The sequence below is a fragment of the Anaerobacillus sp. genome (assembly GCF_046314235.1).
Lineage (GTDB): Bacteria > Bacillota > Bacilli > Bacillales > Anaerobacillaceae > Anaerobacillus.
On sequence record NZ_JBKBWN010000002.1, the window covers coordinates 136667 to 155870 of the forward strand.

The following is a 19204-nucleotide window of genomic DNA, read 5'->3' on the forward strand; positions in this document are numbered from 1 at the left end:
CATTTTCCCCTTTCGTCTGAAAATATCTTTTCTTAATTATACAATTTTTAATGATAGAAAATGGTAACTTAATTGATAAGTTTGGGGGAGTGTGAACTCATTTTAAAAATGTTACAAGTTCTCACTATTCTAAATAGTTCTTTTTCTTATATAATCAACTTAAGTCACTATGGAGAAAAGAGGGAAACAACGTGGAAAAATTGTCTTGTGAATCGGTCATTTATCATTTTAGTAAAGGAAATAAACCAGTGAAAAGGATCGTATCAGGAACAACAGTAGAAATCACTACATACGACTGCTTTGAAAATCAGATACAGTCAGAAGATACACCTATTTCAAGTCTTGATTGGAATCGGGTCAATCCAGCAACAGGTCCAATTTACGTCGAGGGTGCAGAAGCTGGTGATGTTCTGAAGGTGAAAATTGAAAAGATTGAGATTGGTGAGCAGGGCACAATGGTTGTAGGCCCAAACCTTGGTGTGATGGGACACCGTTTTACGGAGATGAAAACAAAAATCATTCCAATCCGTAACGGGAAAGCGATCTTTAATGAGTTAGAGCTACCGTTAAACCCAATGATTGGCGTTATTGGTGTAGCACCTTCAGATGGAGCTATTTCTTGCGGAACACCTGGTGCACACGGTGGGAATATGGACAATAAAATGGTAGCTGAAGGAGCGACATTATATTTTCCAGTTTCAGTAGATGGTGCTTTATTTGCTTTAGGTGATTTCCATGCGGCAATGGGGGACGGAGAAATTAGTGTTTCTGGCATTGAAATACCAGGTATTGCAACTGTTACGCTAGAAGTTATCAAAAACATGAGCCTTCAGCAGCCAATGCTTGAAAACAATGAAGTAGTGACACAAATTGCTTCTGCAGAGACCCTAGATGCTGCTGCAAGCTTAGCAACAGAACTAATGATTGACCGTATTGTTGGTAAAACTAACATGTCGTTAGAAGAAGTGACGATGTTAATGAGTGCAGTTGGCCAAGTAGAAGTCTGCCAAATGGTGGACCCTTTGTTAACCGTCCGTTTCGTAGTGCCTAAATGGGTGTTTAAGCAACTAAATGTGACTATACTTTAAACTTCAGCTACAAAGCGTTTCTATCAGCTTTTTAAGGAATTTACCCAAATACGTCCATCACATAAGGATATTTTGGTTGTTTTGTCTTTTTAAGGGTACCATGCACCAATGAAAGTTCACTTTCACCAACAAGGATGTAAATCTGATCTACACAAAACATCCAATTGAAGAAAGTGTACTTTCCTGTTGCTATTTATAGGGGAGGCACCTTAAAAAAGCACCTAAATTAATTTAACAGTGAAAGGAAATTTATGGATCGTTATCAACGTAATATTACAATTGCACTTATTATTGCAACTTTCTTAGCTGCGATCGAAGTAACAGTCATAAGTACTGCTATGCCGGTCATTACAAAGGACCTTGGTGGGCTCGATTTGATCAGTTGGGTATTTGCGATTTATTTACTTACCTATGCAGTAATGACACCGATTTTTGGAAAGCTTGCAGACTTATTTGGTCGAAAAAAGATTTTCATTACTGGAGCGACATTATTTTTGGTTGGCTCGGCTTTATGTGGGCTATCGCAATCAATGGAGCAATTAATTGCCTATCGCGCGATTCAAGGAATTGGAGCAGGAGCACTAATGCCAATGACATTTACTATTGTTGGCGATGTTTTTAAATACGAAGATCGTGCAAAAGCTCAAGCAATCATCGGTTCGATCTGGGGGATTGCCGGTATTTTTGGCCCGCTTGTCGGTGGTTTTTTTGTAGATTATTTTACGTGGAATTGGATTTTCTACGTCAACATTCCATTTGGGTTGGTCTCAATGTTTTTAATTTGGAAATACCTAGAGGAAAAAATCGAAAAGCGCAAACGAAAAATTGATTATGGTGGGGCAGTGACCTTCATCATCGGAACGACAGCATTACTTTATGCGCTTCTTTCTGGTGGAAATGAAATCGCCTGGAACGATCCTCTAATGTTTGGATTGTTCGTCATCGCATTTGTGTTCTTATTTGTTTTTACCATTGTCCAGTTAAAGGTAGCAGAACCGATGATTCCGTTTCAACTTTTTAAAAATCGCCATTTGTTAATCGTCAATTTAAGTGGTTTCCTACTTGGGGCTATATTAATCGGACTCACTGCTTATTTACCGCTTTGGGTACAAGGCGTACTTCTCTTGGCTGCAACTTCATCTGGGTTAACGTTAATACCGATGTCGATTGGGTGGCCAATTGGAGCTTTTTTTAGTGGTCGTTTTATTGTTAGATTAGGAACAAAACCACTTTCATTAGCAGGGGTTATTTTAATTGCTTTCGGAACAATTGCACTAGCATTTATTAACAGTGTAACATCGAATGTAGTACTTGTTTTGATCATGTTGATTATCGGCCTAGGTTTTGGATTATCCTTTACGGTTTTTACAGTTATAGTGCAATCTTCAGTGGACTGGAACAACCGTGGCACAGCAGCTTCTTCAAATGCATTTCTTCGGACTTTAGGACAAACACTTGGAATTGCGGTTCTTGGAGCAGTGCTTAATCAACATATTGGTGGCCATACGAATAACGGCACAAATGTTGCACCAGAAATACTTGCGAATGGGCTTCATTCAGTATTTATTTTACTAGCAATCATCGCAACCATTTGCGTTCTTTTAGTAGCAAGTTTGCTTCCAAAAGAGCAACCGGAATTTGCTAATAAACAATCTTCATAAATATAGAGGAAGAGCGGACAACAAATTTATAGTTATTTCCCCCAGCTGATACGAATGAACGTTCACTCTCGGTGTTTGCTTACGTGAACGCGATAGATCGACTTAAGAGTTAGTAAATTTAAAATGGCCGTTTTCTATGATGAGGTAGGAAACGGCCATTTTTTGCTATGACATTACTTTATATTTTTTGTGAGAGAGAACCGTTTTTCTTGGCTTACCGTTGGATTCTTTTGCGCTTAGTTCAATTGCCGCTGAATTGTTATAAACAGCAATTACCGTTCCAGTTTCACCACTCATCGCACCTGCAACGATTTCAATCGAGTCACCTGGTTGTACCAATATTTCTTCTGCTTCACCTGACATATGTATCCCTCCATCCTATTCATTATAATTTGCCTGTTCAACCTTCGTTATGCGACCTGAGTTTGGTTTAAGTTTGAAAACCTTTTTACCATACAATAATGTCTTTAAAAAAACAACCTAAAAGATCAAATGCCATCTAAAAACATGCTATTACAGGTAAAACTTAATATCCCATGCTTCCCTGAGCAAATTGCTATACTGGATTGAATTTTTGTGGTTAAATGATAAAGTGACAACATCTACAAAAGTATGACAAAAGATCGACAAGGGTTTGATAACAATTGACGAAGTACGGAGGAAATTTGATGAGGAATTTAACAGAAATTACATATGTAAATAACAGTAAGAAATTAGCAGTTTTTATGGAAGTAATTCCAACAATACATGCGATGCTGCCTGACATTGGGATTGGTATTACGAACACGAAAGAGTGGCTTGCTTATTTTCCAGGACGGAAAATTAACATTGGTGCAAGACCAGGTGGGAAAATTGACCCAAATGAACCTCTTGCAAAATGTATTAGCAAAAATGAGGCAATAAAAGTAGCAGTTCCAGCTGAATTCTTCGGTATTTCATTTACAGGATTAGCTACACCTATTACAGATGGCAATGAAGTAGTGGGGGCAATAGCTATTCAAATTCAAGAAGAAAACGAAATTGAACTAAGGCGAATTTCTGATCAGATATTTATTTCGTTATCACAAGCAAATGAGCGCATTACGAGTATTTCTGACGGAGCTGAGGGGCTTGCAAATATTAGTAATACATTATTAGAACAATCTAATCAAGCCTCAGAGGGGATGAAAAACACAGATGAAGTCATTAAATTTATTAAAAACATTGCAACTCAAACCAATATACTTGGCCTCAATGCCTCTATAGAAGCAGCTCGTGCAGGCGATAAGGGGCGTGGATTTAATATAGTAGCTAAAGAAATTCGAAAATTGTCCAATGATACAATGACGTCTACTTTGCAAATTAGTAACACCTTAATGGAGATGCAAAAATCAATTGAAGAAATTCAAAAGTTAGCTGAAAAAGTTGTATTAGTTGGACGAAATCAAGCATTGTCAACAGAGGAAATTGCCTCATTCGTTGATGAGATTGAGGATATGAGTAAAGATCTAAAAAAATACGCGTCAGAGTTATAAGTTATTTTAAGTATAAGGCGTTAATCTAAAGATGATTGACGCCTTATAATAGCTGTGTTACATTATAGGTAACAAGAGAATAAGCCCAAAAAGGGGAGTAGCGACCAACTGGTTAATGAGTCGTCATTGCGGTGAAGGAATTCACCCGGTTCATTAAGCTTTGTGTTCACAAAGTACGCAAGACCTTTTTATGAAAGAGCTTTTATTTAAGAGCTTTTTCATAAAAGGGTCTTTTTCTTTTTGAAACAATTTGGAGGGATGTACGATGGTATTTTTATTATTTATTCTAGCGGCAATTTTTACAGTCTTAGCAGCAGTAAAGCTTTCTACGTATGCTGATGTGTTAAGTGAGAGGACTTCATTAGGTGGAATGTTGATTGGAACGATTTTTTTGGCAGGGGCAACTTCTTTACCTGAAGTAACCACGAGTTTAACTGCAATTGGCTTAAACAATCCGGATTTAGCGGTTGGTGGCGTATTAGGGAGTAATCTATTTAACTTATTAATTATTGCTAGTTTTGATTTGTATTTTCGTAAAAAACAAATTTTTAAAGGAGCATCCGAAAGTAATCTCTATACGATTTATTTAGGAATGTTGCTTTCATTTCTTATTTTTCTTGCGCTAACTTTGAAACTACCATACTCGTTATTCGGTGTTGGGGTAGATTCATTGATTTTGCTTGTTGTTTACATTAGTGGGATGTACATCTTATCAAAGAAAATGGCAGGAAGTGAAAATGGAGAAGAGCATGAAGATGGGGTTCCACAAACGTCTGCAATTTCTTTAAAGCGGGCAATTACTGGTTTTTCTATTGCTGCGATTGTGATCTTGATAGCTGGTAGTCTCTTGTCAATAACCGGGGATAAAATTGCGGTTGTTACCGGACTAGGTTCTAGCTTTGTCGGAAGTTTTTTGATTGCTGCTTCAACGTCATTACCAGAGGCGGTATCAGTGTTAATTGCAATTCAATTGCGCAATTATAACTTAGCGATTGGCTCAATTTTAGGGAGTAACTTATTTAACATTTTGATCTTGATTGGTACTGATGTTATGTATCGACCAGCATCAATTATCTCAACCGTCTCATCGGTCCATTTAATTACTGCGATGGCGACGTTTACTTTAAGTATGATTGTTCTTTATTCGTTACTACGTTTTAAAATACCGAAATTACAAACAGTATATTGGTTACCGTCAGCGTTACTAGTGATCGTTTATTTTGTCTCAAGCTTTTTAATCTTTAACTACTAGTTTACGTTAACTAAGACAAGCCCAGACTGATATAAGTGTGAACACAAAACGACGTGGAATGTTCGATGAGGACAAAAGATTTTCATGAGCAGAAATCTTCGCCAACTGATTTATTTATGATTAAATAGATAGGTGAAGAGTAGCAATTTACTCGTCAAAAAAATCTTTGTAATCATGACATTTGTTTTCGGAAGGTACTATGCTAGAGAACATTCTTAGTAGATTTTCGTTAAAATGGGGAAGTTATAAAGAGATCATTTTTTTAAAAGGAGCATAATTATGAATCATTTAGAAATTTCAGCACAGTTAAAATCGCTTAGAGAAAAAAAGCCTTTAGTTCATAACATCACGAATATTGTTGTCGCAAACTTTGTTGCTAATGGCTTACTAGCATTAGGGGCGTCACCAGTGATGGCTTCTGCAAAAGAAGAAGTAGCAGACATGGTGAAAATTGCAAATTCACTTGTGATTAATATTGGTACGTTAACGAGTACGCAAGTTGAAGCGATGTTGATTGCGGGTCGCGCGGCAAACGAATTAGGTGTTCCTGTTATTCTTGATCCAGTAGGAGCTGGTGCAACACCGTATCGTACAGAAACGGTGAGAAAGATATTGGCAGATGTGAATGTTTCAATCATCCGAGGGAATGCTGGTGAGATCGCAAATGTGATAGGTCAAACTCTTGCAGTTAAAGGTGTTGATGGAGGCGAGCTTGAACTAGACACAGTATCTCTAGCGAAAACTGCCGCACAAAAACTAGGATGTATTGTTGTCATTACTGGAGCTGACGATGTTGTAACAAATGGGGAAGAGACGTATTTAGTAAGTAATGGTCACCCGATTTTGACTCAAGTTACTGGAACAGGCTGTTTAGTAAGTTCAGTGATAGCTGCATTTGCTGCAGTGGGTGAAAATAAACTTCAGAGTGCCGTTGCAGCGCTAACGTATTATGGAGTTGCTGCTGAAGTCGCCGAGAAAAATGCGAGATCCCAAGGACCTGGAAGCTTCCAAATTGAGTTCTTAAACCAATTAGCGAAAGTAGCTAAAGTTGAAATAACAGAGCTTGCTGAAGTAGCAAAAATAGACTAGTGATGGAAAAGGACCAGTTGTACGAGTGATTTCGTACCTGGTCCTTTTCTTTTAAGCTGGAATTGTAATCAAGATCGTAGTTCCTTTTCCTACTTCACTCTTAACATCAATTTTGCCGCCAAGTTTCGTCACGGTGTTATAAACCATGAACATGCCGAGCCCTGTTCCTTCATCTTTCGTCGAATAATAGGGCTTACCTAAACGTCTAATTTGTTCTTTTGTCATGCCATTTCCGTTATCTTCTAATTTGATTATGATGCTATTTGCATGATTGGTAACGTCGACGTTTAAAGTTCCACCATTATCAATCATTGACTCGATTGCATTTTTATAAAGATTGAGTAAGCATTGTTGAACTTGGTTTTTATCATATTTTTTCGATAAAGTGTTACTAAAGCTCAGATTAACGGTAACTTCGTGAAGGTTTGCATATGGTGTAATGACATTTTTAACATATTCTGCTTCTTCTTTAAAATTAGAGTGCACCATGTTTTGTGATTGTGGTTTACCTAAGGCTAGAAAATCACTGACGATTTTCTCAGCGCGATTTAACTCTTTTAAAGACCAATCAACATACATTTTTTCGTCTTCAGTAAGCGTTTTTGATTTATTTAACAACTGTAGAAAACCACTAGTAACTGTTAATGGATTTCTTATTTCGTGTGAGACACTAGCCGATAGATTGTTGATAACATTAATTTGTTCAGCTTGAGCATACCTTTCGCGTCTTAAAATATTGTGGTGGATTTGCTCCACTAAAATCATGATAAAAATCATACAAACAACGTAAATCGTCATCGCATTTATCGAAACAATCCAATACTCACGATTTAATGTTTCATAAAACATTGTCAGTGTAGAAATAAAGAGCAGAATGATCCCTAACGCAACCATCGCTGCACAGCCTATCTTTCTAGTCGAACTTAATCTCATAAACCGTTTATGTAAAAGTGGGACTAATAAAAAAATGACTGTTGATAATAGAAAGGATTGGATGATGCCATTACCACCGATGATGAGACGGTACACATTGATCACGATGTATAACGGGAAACCAACTTTGTAACCTCCGTAAAGGGACGCTATGATAAAAGGGAAGTACCTTAAATCGAACGTAAAGCCAAGTTCTAACCTAATTGGATAACTCATACAAAGGATTGTTGTAATTGCTCCTAGTACTAGAAGGAGATTTTTATTCGTTAAACTAATCTTATTTTCAAGAAAGATTAGATAGATTATGACTGGCAAGAGCAAGATAAGAAAATTGATCAGTAACGTTTCAGTCATAGTTGTTCTCCTTTCTCAGATGTTCCTTATTACTACTATATTAAATTTTACGAGTTAATTCTAGCAAAATTCAAAAAATGTCGAAAAAACAAGATTAATAGAACACAATAGTCATTCCCGCTAGAACTATTAGTTGAATTGGTCAAAATGCTTGTTTATGGTCAAAACATTTTATTTTGTAAAATAGTTGCATTTTTTTTTAAAAGCAGATATGATAATGGAGAAATATACCTTTGTATTCTAGGTAGGTGAAACGACGATGTTTAATCGTGAACTTGTAAAAGGCAGTACGTCATTGATTTTATTACAGTTGTTAGTAGAAAAAGACATGTACGGCTATGAGATTGTCAAAGAGATGGAAGCACGAAGCGGTCATATTTTGCAGGTGAAGGAAGGGACGTTATATCCAGCTCTTCACAAATTAGAACGACAGCAATACATTGAAGCTTATTGGCAGCAACCAGATAAAGGCCCTGCAAGGAAATACTACCGAATTACCGAGATTGGAAAAGAAATATTAGATGAAAAAACAAGTGAATGGCAAAGTTTTGTTCGTGTGATTGATAAAGTGATTGGGAGAAAAGGATATGATTCAGTCTAAGCACGATTACTTAATCATGCTAGAAAAACAACTAAAGAATGTCGATAATCGCGCAGAGCTCCTTCAGGAATTTGAGGTGCATATTTCCGAGATGCTCGAAGAGATCAAGAGCAGTGACGAACTTAATGAAGCGGCAGCAATGGCTAAAATCGTAGAACGATTGGGCTCTCCTGAACAAATTGCTACTACCTACATCCAAGAACTCGAGGTCACACCAACAAAAATTCAATGGACATTTATCGCAGCAAATCTTTTGTTTTTTATCGGCGGAGTTTGTTTAACAATACTCTATAATCAAATTCCATCGTTGATCATTGCAGAGCTATGGACAGTTTTAACGAGTATTACGAGTGTATTAATCATTCTTTACATGTTTTTCTGGGTGTTGTTGGGATATGAAATTGGCAAAGAGTTTGGCGTAGGTGGGAAAGAGCTGCTAAGAAAGACCTTTTACATCGCCTTAGCACCAAACTTACTTTTAATGGCCCTCGTCGTCTTTCGGATTATGCCATTTCAGTGGTTCGACCCGTTGTTGACACCATCATTTATTGCTGTTTGTATACTTTGTACGATTTTCTTATATCCAATTAGCTATGCCGGTTTTCGCTGGGGCACGATCCGGTCTGTCTAATTTTTTTTTGCTAAACTATATCGTTTTACTAGGTATTTGAAAGGGTGTTTTTTAAGGTGTTTTTTATTGAACTACATAGAAATTCTATGCAATTAAAAGGAGCGAATATGATGAAAACAAAGAAGGGTTGGACATTGCTAACCGTTTGTATTTTTTTAGCTGTCCTTGTTGAAGTTTGCTTACTTCGAGAACGAGTTGGAATTTCTTACACTGTGTTTATTTTAGTTTTCTATACATTTTTCTTTTACCATTTTCGAATACGTTCATTTCAAAATAAACAGATCAGTGATTTCTTCTTTATAACAATTTGGCTGTTGGCGCTTAGTTTTGCAGTCTATTCAAATCCTTTTTTTGAGATGTTAAATAGTTTGTTAATTCCATTGTTGGTTTTTGTTCATACAATCATGCTAACAAGCTCGACGTTTGTGCATTGGTATTCGAAATCGCTTTTATCGTTACTTGTTAAGAAGCTAGCACAAATGCTTAGCTGTAGTAGGGTGTATATTGCGATTAGCAAAAGACAACTGAGACGAAAGGTTGACAGATCGACATACCAAATTGGCAAGAAAGTAGCTATTGGTGTTCTCCTCTCAATACCATTGTTATTTATTATCATTTCGTTGTTATCTGCTGCTGACGCAAAATTTACGGAGATGTTGCAGGTCATTCCAGAAATGTTCCTCAACTTAGAAACAGACGTATTTTGGAACTTCTTGAAAATTGGATTGTTCACAATAGCCTTTCATTGTTACTTTAAAGTCGTTAACAAAAGAACGATCATTAAGGAAGTTTCAGCAAATGAAGGAAAACGAAACTGGGATACGATAACGATCACAACAATCCTGATCTTTGTGAATTTTGTATATCTTTTGTTTGCAATCGTACAGTTTCAGTACCTCTTTAGCGGCACACTACAAGCAGGGTTTTCATTTGCAGAATATGCAAGAAGGGGATTTTTCGAATTAATCTTTGTAACGATGATTAATTACTGTATTTTAATAAGTACAATTTCTTTTATAAAAAATCAACAATCAAAAATAATTAAGACTTTATTAACATTTCTCATCGTTTTTAGTACAGTATTGCTATCATCAGCTTACGTAAGGATGATGTTATATGAGCAAGCCTACGGATTTACGTCACTAAGATTTCTTGTCTATACATTTATGGTTTTTCTAATGATTATCCTAGCTTATACACTTGTAAAAGTTTGGATTACAAGACTACCGCTTATGCGTTTTTATATTATTGCAGCACTTGTTTACTATCTAGGGTTAAATCTCATTGGCATTGATCAATGGGTTGTCTCAAAAAATATTGAACGCTACGAAACAACAGGTAATATCGATCTTGAATATGTAGATGGATTATCGTACTCAGCAATTCCACCCCTTGTTGAGCTAAACTTTAAACATCCAGATATCGTTGGTTTAGAAGCGTTGTTAGTGAGGAAACAAGAGCAGATCTCTCAAGAGAAAGTAACATGGCAATCGTTTAACCTTTCTCGTGAACGAGCAAAAAAAGCACTCGGACAAATGCAATAAAAAACATCAATAGAAAATGTTATCATCGTTCGTTTTGATGACGTCTCGGTACAATAATTGAATACTAATTTGTACCTCTAATCAATGGCTTTAAACTAAAATAATCGAGTGCTTGATTGACGTCGTATAGATCATAGATTTTCTTTTCTAGACAGAATTGAATAACCAAGTCAAATGTATCATTATCAGACAAAGAGAAGCCGGCAGAACTTAACAGTTTTTCGGTTTCTTTTTTCGTTAGTTCAAGTGCTAGGGCAAGTGCGATCGCCGAATTTTTCCCAAGCCGGTAATCGCGATTTGAACGGATTTTTGAAAAGTGACGACGGTCTAGTCCTGCTTTTTTATAAATGTCAGCATCACTATACCCCTTTTTATCAATAAACCGGAACAAAGTTTCAGCGAATGTTGGTTTCCGTTTTGTTTTAACAAAATCTTCTAATTCGATATGATGCAGACTTTCAGAATAAATCTTCTCTTGCTCACAAAGATCATAGATAGGTTGAATTAGGTGGCTTTCTACATAGTCCAGTAATTCTACTAATAACTGTTTTTCTAGCATTTTTCCAACCTCCATAAAATGTCGCTTACTAGGCGACCAAATAAACAATGAACTCAGTTACTATTATAACATGATCTAAATTGAAAGGATGATAATGAGATGAAGACGAATTTAACAGAGATTATATTTCTCCTTGATAGGAGCGGTTCGATGGCAGGCCTTGAAAGAGATACAATTGGTGGCTTTAACAGTTTCATCGAAAGGCAGACTAAATTAGAAGGTGATACAGTAGTCACAACTGTCCTTTTCGATGACAAGTATGAAATCATCTGTGATGGGGTTCCAGCAGAAGATGCAAGGTTAACTAGTGACAACTATTTTGTCAGAGGCACTACAGCCCTTCTTGACGCTATCGGAAAGACAATTGTCGATGTTGGCTTAAGATTAGTAAAAACAAAGGAAGATGAAAGACCAAGCAACGTAATTTTTGTCATCACAACCGACGGTATGGAAAATGCAAGCCGTAAATTCAGCTACGAAAAGGTAGAAGAGATGATTAGACATCAAAAGGAGAGATATAACTGGGAGTTTATTTTCCTTGGCGCCAACATTGATTCTAAAACTGAGGCTGATAGCATCGGGATTGATGTAACGAATGCATACAACTTTGAAGCTACTACTACAGGTGTAGAAAAAATGTATGACTTCGTATGTGATGTTGTAGCTGAGAAAAGACAAAGTGTTAAGTAGGGGTAAAGTAATGCTCAATATAGAAAACCGTAAAATTGCACCAATGCGCTTACTATGGCAACAATAGTAGCGTCTTTAAGTTTATAAAACTTATCATCGTTGTCTAAAAAATGGAATAATTTCACAGAATGTTCAATTGTATAAAATTCGGAAAAAAGCTATGATTAGCTTAGATGATCAAAGGAGGCCTCTGTAAAAATGATATTGACTACTCGCTAATTCAGAAATTGAAAATCAGAAAAGAAGATTGGTTGTTTGCCTATTTTATTTTAGGCTTATTTAGACTTCTTTTCTAATTGCGAGAAACAGTCATTTTTATAGAACGTGTATTCCTTTCGTTACAATGATATGCCTGGCAACTAGTTGTTGCTCCGGTTTTGTTTATCATTCTATTAAGGATTATTAAACTATAAGATAGGACTCCTTCTTATAGTTTTTTTGTATTTACTTTTTGAGCAATCTATTTAGACAGAAAGTATTTACTGCGCGGTGAACGAAGTCGCCAATTTCATTTTAAGATGGAGAGCTCTTTTAATTAATTTTTGACTTAAATGACTGAAGTATCGCTTTTAGGAAGGTCTAGTAAAATTTAGACATTCTTTACAAAAAAGGAGCGATTGAGAAATGAAAGTAACAAAGCGGTTTTACAATCGGAAAAGTGATTATAAAAAGGTTTATCAACTTTTCGTTGACACATACGAACCAGGTGGTAAGTTTATCAATTGGCATCCATCAAGGTGGGAATATATGCATTATCACAGCTATTATCAGGACAAATTCACAGAAAAGAGTGGTGTCTGGGAGGTGAACGGGGAAATAGTTGCCATCGTACACAATGAACTTGGCGAAGGTGACGCGTACTTCACTTTTCACCCTGACTTCACGTTTTTAAAATCTGAGATGCTCGCTCATGCTGAGGAATTTCTTTATAAAACGGAGAACGGTAAGAAAAAGTTACGTGTTTATGGACATGACTTCGATTTGGAGTTGAACGAGCTTTTTTTAAACAATGGCTATGTAAGAGAAGATGGTTATACACAAGCTCATACCGTCACTTTCTTCAATATGGACCAACCGTTTCCTGAAATACATCTTCCTGAAGGGTTTAGTTTAACTAGCCTTGATGATGATAATGATCTCGTCAAGGTTGACCGTGTCCAATGGAGAGGCTTTGACCACGAGGGTGAACCAACGGAAGATAGTGTAAACGATCGCGAATTGATGCAATCTGCTCCGAATTTTCGCAAGGATTTAACAATCGTGACGGTAGCTCCCGATGGTCAATTTGCCTCGTATGTAGGAATGTGGCTATGTAAAGAAAACAAAGTCGGTTACGTTGAACCAGTTTGCACTGATCCAGATTTTAGAAAAAAAGGATTAGGGAAAGCGGCATTATTAGAAAGTATCCGCCGCTGTATCGCGAGCGGGGCAGAGGAAGTAATTGTCGAGTCGACACTGCCAATCTACTTGTCAGCTGGCTTTATTCCAAAATTTATTCGTTATCCTTGGGACAAACAGTTTTAACAACGAATGAAGTGCTGTGGTTGTTCCGATTATCGCAAAAGGATTTAGGAAATATTTTTTGACTAAACTACTCGCCAGTTATTCTTGTTTACTGTTGTTGAACCCTTTTTTTCTAGCAAGCAAAATCTTTGCTTCATTATAGGAAAGACCGGATTGGTTGTTGAGACGTTTCACTTCATCAATGTCAGTTCCAGCAACCGTTGTCTTTTTATCATCCATAGAAAGACCTCCTTGTTTTTATAGCTAGTTTTTTGCGTTTCTGGAAAAATATACGTCATTTCTCTTATCAAGCCAGGCGCGAATAGTAAGATCGTTCCTTACAAAAGCTAAGAAGGGCTACTAAGTTTTTTAGGAGGGGTATGATGAGCGTTTCAAAAAGGGAAAAAGCAAATTTAGAACAAACAGATCTACAGCAAACTGAACAACAAGAGAAGAACAAGAGTGAAGGTACAACTGCAGAGCAAAAAGATGGATTTCGCTACGATTATGACGATTCATCGGATGTTTAAGTAATCGGAAAAAACGTACTAGTTACAGTGGTAGCTAGTACGTTTTCTTTGTGAATTTTTGATTTAAAAATTCGCTTCATTGGTCTTTGGTCTTATAAATCGGTATACTTAAATTGTAATACTAGATTGGAGGGAAGAAGATGTTAGAAATTGAAATGTGGACAGATTTCGCTTGACCATTTTGCTATATTGGCAAGAGGCGTCTGGAGGACGCACTTAACCAGTTGGAACATCCGGTTAACGTCGTTTATCGCTGCTTTGAACTAGATCCTACCGTAGAGCGTGATGTTGGCTATAACATTTACGAAAAATTATCGCAAAAGTATGGCATGAGTATAGATGAAGCAAAAGCAACGTGCAAGAATATGGAAAAGACGGCACGTGAGGAAGATTTAGACTTTCGTTTTGATACATTAGTGTTAACGAATACGTTTGATGCCCATCGCTTGACGATGTTTGCAAAAAATCATGGGTTAATGAAAGAAATGACAGAAAGAATTCTCCGAGCATTTTACACTGAATCTAAACATATCGGTGATCATGCAACGCTGCTTGAGCTAGCGACAGATGTAGGCTTAAATCGTGATCAAGTTGCAGAGATGTTGGCAGGAAATGCGATGAGTGATCAAGTTCGGGCTGACCAACAAGAAGCGCAAAATTATGGAATACGTAGCATTCCATTCTTTCTAATTAATAAAAAGTACGCGATTACTGGAGCGCAACAGACAGAAACATTTGTTCAAACATTACAACAGATTATAGAAAAAGATAATCTCTCCAGTGCAAGCAATCTTAACGGTGCCGTTTGCGATGAAAATGGCTGTGAACTTTAAAGACATTAGGTGCCAGGCACCTAATGTCTTTTCTTAGCTAATTTTAAGTTTTCGGTCAGTTTTAGGAATGATTTGGCTCCCTTTTCGCAGGAATAAAAAGGCAATCACAAAGCTCGCAGCAGCACCAAAGAACAGGGCAGGGTGTGTAAATAAATCCATTAAAAGACCTAAAAGCCCTGGAGCGATGATCGCTGAGGCCATCGAAAATAAATAATATAAACCAGTAAAAAAGCCAATTTTACTTTTTCCGCCTAAATCGGCTACTAATGGGTAGGCTTGAACATTTATAAAAGCCCAGGCAATCCCACCAATGAAAAGTATGATTTGTAGTAATAGAACTTCATTCATACTTGGAAAAAGGTTATCAAGTAAGGGCAGAAACGGGATACTAATGAAAATCATTGGTAAAAGAATTAACCCTAGTAACATCATTGGTGCTTTGCCTCGCTTACTACCTAAAAGGCCTGCTGGGATCGCGAAAAGAACAAAAGCTAAACTGAAAAAGCCGAGTGTAAACCCTGCCGCGCTTTCTTCCATCTGTAAATATTCGACAGCATAGACGGTGAATAAAGCTTCGATTCCTGTATAACCGATAAAGTAGAGAAATATCGCAATGAGAATAAAAAGATGCCCTCTAAATTCAGGTTTTTTTAGGAGGCGAAGACCGTGAAAAAATGATTTTGCTGCTTGTGTTTCTTCGAGTTCATCATCTGTTCGTCCGACATACGGTGGATGACGATCAACGGTGAAGTAAAGTAACATAAACGCTAACAGAAGGAGTAGCCCAGCGACGATAAACGGATAGGTTCGATCAATCCCATAAAGAGTCGATAGTCCAAACAAAGCGACAATCGCCCCAATCCCACCCATAAAGTTAATGATTCCGTTAGCCGTTGACCGTTTCTCAGAAGGGGTATGGTCAGGCATTAACGCAATGACAGGAGCACGGTAAATCGTCATTGCAAACAAGAAGACGATATCGACAACGAGGAGTACCCACAATGTGACAGTAGCTCCGTAAGGAATGAGAATAAAAAATAGTGCTGCAATTGGCATCCCAATGACGAGAAACGGGAGCCGATTACCGATTTTTGTATCGAGCCGATCTGACCAAGCGCCAATAACTGGGATAAGCAGCACTGCAAGCAGATTATCTAGGCCCATGATCGCACCGCGGATCGCTCGACTTTCAATGTATTCGCCAAGAATTAAGGGCATATAAGCATTGTAAAACGTCCAAACAAGCATTAATGCAAAGAAGCCACTACCAATCACAAAAATTTTACTGTAAGAAAAAGGTTTACTTTCTTTCATCTCCTAAACCTCCATTACTGAATTAAATTACTTGGCTAACGTTTCACGAATACTCAGAGCTTTTTCAGGATAGTCTGTAATAATTCCTGCACAACCTCCTTTTATTAAGGCTTCAATATGAGCGTCTTTATTAACAGTAAATGGTCGAACAGGCATTCCAGCTTTTGTAGCACCGATGATTAGCTCAGGAACGGCGACAGGATAGTAACAGTGCAAGCTCTGTGCGCCAATGCTTCTCGCATAATTCCATGGTTCATAAAGCCCTTCCATAAATAATATCGCCGTTTCAATTTTGCTATGAAGCTTGCGGATATCTACTAAGCTATAATGATTAAATGAAGAAATGATGACACGATCAATTAAGTTAAATTGCTCGACGTGTTCTAAGATTATTTTTTCAATTCCAGGGTAATGAACAAGGCCGCTTTTAATCTCAATATTTAGTAGAAGCGGTGTGGTTTTGATCCACTCGAGTAATTGCGTTAATGTTGGAATTGTTGCTTTTGCGAAAGAGGGGTGAAACCAGCTACCCGCATCAAGCTTCTGAATTTCTTCAAGAGTTAAATCTTTGACCCAGCCAGCGCCATTTGTCGTTCGATTAACAGTCTCGTCATGAATAATGACAGGAACAAGATCTTTTGTAAGTTGAACATCAACTTCAAGGCCCTCCGCCCCAACCTGTAATGCTGCTTCAAAAGCTTCCATCGTATTTTCGGGATGAGTTGCTGAATAACCGCGATGTGCAAATATTAACGTCTTCTTCATCATGTTGAACACCTCAATCTATAGTAATAATAAGTAAATTCGTTTAGAAAGCTAGTTTTCCTTTAATCTATTCTAAATTTTACATAGACTTTACAAAAAAAAATGGTACCAGGCACCAAAAGGGGAGTTCCCTTGGTAGTGCCTGGCACCATTGCTGAGTTTTATTTTGCTTTCTTTTTATAAAAACGATCTCTGACTCGTTTCATTCTCCGGTGATATTCAAGAATTTCTAACCTAGCAGCTTCTGCTTCAGGTGCAATTGGTCTTAGTTTCTCAATCTCCCAGTACTCAATGATTGCTTCTAATACTTGGTCGAAATATTCTAAAGGCCCATAATTGGCTTCTTTTGCAATAATCGACATGCGATCTTCAAAATCAGGCATAACGGTACCAGGCATTTGAAAGTTCATGATCACTTTCCCTAAGTAGTAACAGTAGTTTGGTTCTAATTCTAAATGGTATTTTATGACGTCACGATAAAAGGCATAATGTAACGTTTCATCTTTAGCAAGTCTTTTTAGTAGCAAGTCCAAATCTTTATCATAGTTTTTCGCTTCTTTGGCAACATTATTGTAAAACACCATCGTTGCCAATTCTTGAAGGGAAGTGTAGACCATCGTCTCAAAAGGCGTCTCATAATCTGGACTCCAACCCATTTCAACCGTTTGTTTATGTAGTTGATGTAAGCGTTTTGGATCAACGTTTCTTGTGATCAACAGGTACGTTTCTAAAAGGTTTGAATGCTGATCTTCTTCAGCTGTCCAAGTATGAACAAAATCACGAATACAAGATAAAGAGCCTTTAAACGTTTGATCTAAATGAGATGTAAACCAAGGCAAATTCACCTCAGTTAATAATGCCGTTTCAACCGCTGTGATAATACCTTTTGGTAATGTTACCTGACTTTCATCCCACGGAACTCTACGAAAGTCTTGCGCCTTATCCCATGGAAGGTAGTCGTGATAACCCCAATCAATTTTTTCTGATCTTTCTTTATGTATTTCGTACAATTCAAGTATTTTTGGTTCCAATCTGAAATCTAAATGGTTTGTTAACATTTCTCTCTCCTTTTTCTATTTTAGAGTAGGTTGTCCTAAGAATGAGTGACTCTAAATAATTATTATCGACAAAAAATTCTCCTCTAAAACAAAATGATATTAAGAAATTAAAAATAACGTTAATGTGGTAATACCCTTTTCATGAAGATAGGATATTTATTGAAATATGCAATTTCAAATAATTTAGATAAATCAAAAAACAGCACTGAAGTTATTGTATACTCATTTTAGAACAAAATGCAAGATTTTTAACTTTAGTAACGTAAATATAGTATTAAGGGTGATTTGATGGAAGAGAAGGTATTAATCGTGGAAGGAACGAGTGATCGAAAGCGAGTAAAGCAAGTATTGCAGGAACAGGTTCATATCATTTGTACAAATGGTACTTTGAGCATTGAGAAGCTTGAGGATTTGATTTTCCCGATTGAGGATGAAGATGTTTATATCCTTGTAGATGAGGATGAGTCTGGAGAAAAATTAAGAAGGCAGTTAAAAAGAGAATTGCCTAATGCAACGCATTTATATACGGAGAAAGAATATCGTCAAATTGAAGATACTCCGCTCGATTACTTAGCCCAGATCTTAAGTAAGTTTTTTCAGGTGAAAGAAATTTAGCGCCTTTTCACAGCAATTCTCAACTTGATTTTACTAGGAACAGTTAAGTTCATATTCTAACCTGTATAGCTAATCTATAAACTCCACTGCACTCATCATAATATCCTCCTTTCTGCAAACAATATAACTACTTGATAATTGAAAGGATGATCATGATGGATACAATCGATCCAAAGACAGTGAAAGTAGGCGATGAGGTTCATGTGATATACCATAATCCTCACACCCCGACGGTTGCTAATGTCGCACCAGCAGAAATTGTTCAGCATCCGAAGGACCCAAATAAGGTTGCGCTATTTTTGCACGAAACATTTCATACAATTGAAGATGACGATGCACTTTTTGCCTCACAAGAAACTGCCGAAGCAGCATTTCAGGAGCTATACGAAGAGGATTAACTGAAAAGGTGCCAGGCACCTGGATGTAATCCTCTCAGGTACCTGGCACCTTTTTTGATTGAGGGTTTTCGGTTTCACGACGATAACGCTCACAAGCTAATTTTAAACATTTGCCGTTGACGTGGTTTCCATATTTTTTACGGAAGATCTCGAGGCAATAGCATTTCTCAGTTTTATTTGCTGTCATAAAATCCTTGCCCCCAATCTTTACCAATCTGTAATGTAATTTTTTTGGTTGTCAGCTTTTCGAAAAGTAGTCATCACCATTTGGA

The 19204-nt window shown here is 37.1% G+C and carries 21 protein-coding genes; 14 read left to right on the plus strand and 7 right to left on the minus strand.

What is annotated here, in order from left to right; all coding sequences use genetic code 11:
• Positions 1–191 precede the first annotated feature (191 nt).
• On the plus strand, positions 192–1088 hold the full coding sequence (locus ACK4M9_RS02715; protein ID WP_409847674.1) for an acetamidase/formamidase family protein: 897 nt from the start codon (positions 192–194) through the stop codon (positions 1086–1088).
• 251 nt (positions 1089–1339) lie between these two features.
• Complete coding sequence (locus ACK4M9_RS02720) at positions 1340–2749, plus strand: MDR family MFS transporter (RefSeq protein WP_409847676.1); 1410 nt, start codon at positions 1340–1342, stop codon at positions 2747–2749.
• 165 nt (positions 2750–2914) lie between these two features.
• On the opposite strand, the gene ACK4M9_RS02725 is transcribed toward ACK4M9_RS02720, so the two are convergent.
• Positions 2915–3112 (minus strand): DUF2187 family protein, encoded by a 198-nt coding sequence (locus tag ACK4M9_RS02725; RefSeq protein ID WP_409847679.1) that lies wholly within the window; start codon positions 3110–3112, stop codon positions 2915–2917.
• Positions 3113–3417: 305 nt separating this feature from the next.
• Between ACK4M9_RS02725 and ACK4M9_RS02730 the strand changes: the two genes are divergently transcribed.
• The 3 genes from ACK4M9_RS02730 (at position 3418) to thiM (ending at position 6604) form a co-directional block, all read left to right on the plus strand.
• Entirely contained in the window at positions 3418–4263 is an 846-nt protein-coding gene (locus tag ACK4M9_RS02730) for a methyl-accepting chemotaxis protein (protein ID WP_409847682.1), read from the plus strand.
• 265 nt (positions 4264–4528) lie between these two features.
• Entirely contained in the window at positions 4529–5515 is a 987-nt protein-coding gene (locus tag ACK4M9_RS02735) for a sodium:calcium antiporter (protein WP_409847684.1), read from the plus strand.
• Between the two features lie 279 nt (positions 5516–5794).
• A complete protein-coding gene (thiM, locus tag ACK4M9_RS02740; protein WP_409847686.1) occupies positions 5795–6604 on the plus strand; it encodes a hydroxyethylthiazole kinase in 810 nt (269 codons plus the stop codon).
• Between the two features lie 51 nt (positions 6605–6655).
• Here thiM and ACK4M9_RS02745 read toward each other — a convergent pair whose 3' ends face one another.
• On the minus strand, positions 6656–7891 hold the full coding sequence (locus ACK4M9_RS02745; RefSeq protein ID WP_409847689.1) for an ATP-binding protein: 1236 nt from the start codon (positions 7889–7891) through the stop codon (positions 6656–6658).
• A gap of 259 nt (positions 7892–8150) precedes the next feature.
• On the opposite strand from ACK4M9_RS02745, the gene ACK4M9_RS02750 reads away from it, so the two are divergent.
• From ACK4M9_RS02750 to ACK4M9_RS02760, 3 genes are all read left to right on the plus strand, one after another.
• Positions 8151–8492: a PadR family transcriptional regulator gene (locus ACK4M9_RS02750; RefSeq protein WP_409847692.1), complete on the plus strand. Its 342-nt coding sequence runs from the start codon at positions 8151–8153 to the stop codon at positions 8490–8492.
• Entirely contained in the window at positions 8479–9123 is a 645-nt protein-coding gene (locus ACK4M9_RS02755; protein WP_409847695.1) for an HAAS signaling domain-containing protein, read from the plus strand. Before ACK4M9_RS02750 ends, ACK4M9_RS02755 begins: the two co-directional genes overlap by 14 nt.
• A gap of 110 nt (positions 9124–9233) precedes the next feature.
• The gene (locus ACK4M9_RS02760; protein WP_409847697.1) at positions 9234–10667 is read left to right on the plus strand and encodes a DUF4153 domain-containing protein; all 1434 of its coding nucleotides are present in this window, start codon (positions 9234–9236) and stop codon (positions 10665–10667) included.
• 64 nt (positions 10668–10731) lie between these two features.
• On the opposite strand, the gene ACK4M9_RS02765 is transcribed toward ACK4M9_RS02760, so the two are convergent.
• A complete protein-coding gene (locus ACK4M9_RS02765) occupies positions 10732–11226 on the minus strand; it encodes a hypothetical protein (protein WP_409847699.1) in 495 nt (164 codons plus the stop codon).
• Between the two features lie 99 nt (positions 11227–11325).
• On the opposite strand from ACK4M9_RS02765, the gene ACK4M9_RS02770 reads away from it, so the two are divergent.
• Positions 11326–11916 (plus strand): vWA domain-containing protein, encoded by a 591-nt coding sequence (locus ACK4M9_RS02770; RefSeq protein ID WP_409847702.1) that lies wholly within the window; start codon positions 11326–11328, stop codon positions 11914–11916.
• Between the two features lie 624 nt (positions 11917–12540).
• On the plus strand, positions 12541–13440 hold the full coding sequence (locus ACK4M9_RS02775; protein ID WP_409847705.1) for a GNAT family N-acetyltransferase: 900 nt from the start codon (positions 12541–12543) through the stop codon (positions 13438–13440).
• A gap of 78 nt (positions 13441–13518) precedes the next feature.
• Here ACK4M9_RS02775 and ACK4M9_RS02780 read toward each other — a convergent pair whose 3' ends face one another.
• The gene (locus tag ACK4M9_RS02780) at positions 13519–13659 is read right to left on the minus strand and encodes a hypothetical protein (protein ID WP_409847708.1); all 141 of its coding nucleotides are present in this window, start codon (positions 13657–13659) and stop codon (positions 13519–13521) included.
• A 143-nt stretch (positions 13660–13802) separates the two neighbouring features.
• Here ACK4M9_RS02780 and ACK4M9_RS02785 point away from each other — a divergent pair, with 143 nt between their 5' ends.
• Positions 13803–13949, plus strand: a complete 147-nt coding sequence (locus ACK4M9_RS02785) for a hypothetical protein (protein WP_409847711.1) — start codon at positions 13803–13805, stop codon at positions 13947–13949.
• 188 nt (positions 13950–14137) lie between these two features.
• On the plus strand, positions 14138–14782 hold the full coding sequence (locus ACK4M9_RS02790) for a DsbA family oxidoreductase (RefSeq protein WP_409848271.1): 645 nt from the start codon (positions 14138–14140) through the stop codon (positions 14780–14782).
• Positions 14783–14815: 33 nt separating this feature from the next.
• On the opposite strand, the gene ACK4M9_RS02795 is transcribed toward ACK4M9_RS02790, so the two are convergent.
• From ACK4M9_RS02795 to ACK4M9_RS02805, 3 genes are all read right to left on the minus strand, one after another.
• Positions 14816–16096, minus strand: a complete 1281-nt coding sequence (locus tag ACK4M9_RS02795; protein WP_409847714.1) for an MFS transporter — start codon at positions 16094–16096, stop codon at positions 14816–14818.
• Positions 16097–16123: 27 nt separating this feature from the next.
• Positions 16124–16864 carry a glycerophosphodiester phosphodiesterase gene (locus ACK4M9_RS02800; RefSeq protein ID WP_409847717.1) on the minus strand — a complete coding sequence of 247 codons (741 nt, stop codon included), beginning with the start codon at positions 16862–16864 and terminating at the stop codon, positions 16124–16126.
• A gap of 158 nt (positions 16865–17022) precedes the next feature.
• Positions 17023–17919, minus strand: a complete 897-nt coding sequence (locus ACK4M9_RS02805; RefSeq protein ID WP_409847720.1) for an acyl-ACP desaturase — start codon at positions 17917–17919, stop codon at positions 17023–17025.
• 288 nt (positions 17920–18207) lie between these two features.
• On the opposite strand from ACK4M9_RS02805, the gene ACK4M9_RS02810 reads away from it, so the two are divergent.
• Both ACK4M9_RS02810 and ACK4M9_RS02815 read left to right on the plus strand, forming a co-directional pair.
• Positions 18208–18534: a toprim domain-containing protein gene (locus ACK4M9_RS02810; protein WP_409847723.1), complete on the plus strand. Its 327-nt coding sequence runs from the start codon at positions 18208–18210 to the stop codon at positions 18532–18534.
• Between the two features lie 152 nt (positions 18535–18686).
• A complete protein-coding gene (locus ACK4M9_RS02815; RefSeq protein WP_409847726.1) occupies positions 18687–18932 on the plus strand; it encodes a transcriptional regulator SplA domain-containing protein in 246 nt (81 codons plus the stop codon).
• The last annotated feature ends 272 nt before the right edge of the window (positions 18933–19204 follow it).

Coding starts and splice junctions, on each gene's coding strand:
- ACK4M9_RS02720 (WP_409847676.1), top strand. CDS start 1,340: ATGGATCGTTATCAACGTAATATTACAATTGCACTTATTATTGCAACT.
- ACK4M9_RS02725 (WP_409847679.1), bottom strand. CDS start 3,112: ATGTCAGGTGAAGCAGAAGAAATATTGGTACAACCAGGTGACTCGATT.
- ACK4M9_RS02730 (WP_409847682.1), top strand. CDS start 3,418: ATGAGGAATTTAACAGAAATTACATATGTAAATAACAGTAAGAAATTA.
- ACK4M9_RS02735 (WP_409847684.1), top strand. CDS start 4,529: ATGGTATTTTTATTATTTATTCTAGCGGCAATTTTTACAGTCTTAGCA.
- thiM (WP_409847686.1), top strand. CDS start 5,795: ATGAATCATTTAGAAATTTCAGCACAGTTAAAATCGCTTAGAGAAAAA.
- ACK4M9_RS02745 (WP_409847689.1), bottom strand. CDS start 7,891: ATGACTGAAACGTTACTGATCAATTTTCTTATCTTGCTCTTGCCAGTC.
- ACK4M9_RS02750 (WP_409847692.1), top strand. CDS start 8,151: ATGTTTAATCGTGAACTTGTAAAAGGCAGTACGTCATTGATTTTATTA.
- ACK4M9_RS02755 (WP_409847695.1), top strand. CDS start 8,479: ATGATTCAGTCTAAGCACGATTACTTAATCATGCTAGAAAAACAACTA.
- ACK4M9_RS02760 (WP_409847697.1), top strand. CDS start 9,234: ATGAAAACAAAGAAGGGTTGGACATTGCTAACCGTTTGTATTTTTTTA.
- ACK4M9_RS02765 (WP_409847699.1), bottom strand. CDS start 11,226: ATGCTAGAAAAACAGTTATTAGTAGAATTACTGGACTATGTAGAAAGC.
- ACK4M9_RS02770 (WP_409847702.1), top strand. CDS start 11,326: ATGAAGACGAATTTAACAGAGATTATATTTCTCCTTGATAGGAGCGGT.
- ACK4M9_RS02775 (WP_409847705.1), top strand. CDS start 12,541: ATGAAAGTAACAAAGCGGTTTTACAATCGGAAAAGTGATTATAAAAAG.
- ACK4M9_RS02780 (WP_409847708.1), bottom strand. CDS start 13,659: ATGGATGATAAAAAGACAACGGTTGCTGGAACTGACATTGATGAAGTG.
- ACK4M9_RS02785 (WP_409847711.1), top strand. CDS start 13,803: ATGAGCGTTTCAAAAAGGGAAAAAGCAAATTTAGAACAAACAGATCTA.
- ACK4M9_RS02795 (WP_409847714.1), bottom strand. CDS start 16,096: ATGAAAGAAAGTAAACCTTTTTCTTACAGTAAAATTTTTGTGATTGGT.
- ACK4M9_RS02800 (WP_409847717.1), bottom strand. CDS start 16,864: ATGATGAAGAAGACGTTAATATTTGCACATCGCGGTTATTCAGCAACT.
- ACK4M9_RS02805 (WP_409847720.1), bottom strand. CDS start 17,919: ATGTTAACAAACCATTTAGATTTCAGATTGGAACCAAAAATACTTGAA.
- ACK4M9_RS02810 (WP_409847723.1), top strand. CDS start 18,208: ATGGAAGAGAAGGTATTAATCGTGGAAGGAACGAGTGATCGAAAGCGA.
- ACK4M9_RS02815 (WP_409847726.1), top strand. CDS start 18,687: ATGATGGATACAATCGATCCAAAGACAGTGAAAGTAGGCGATGAGGTT.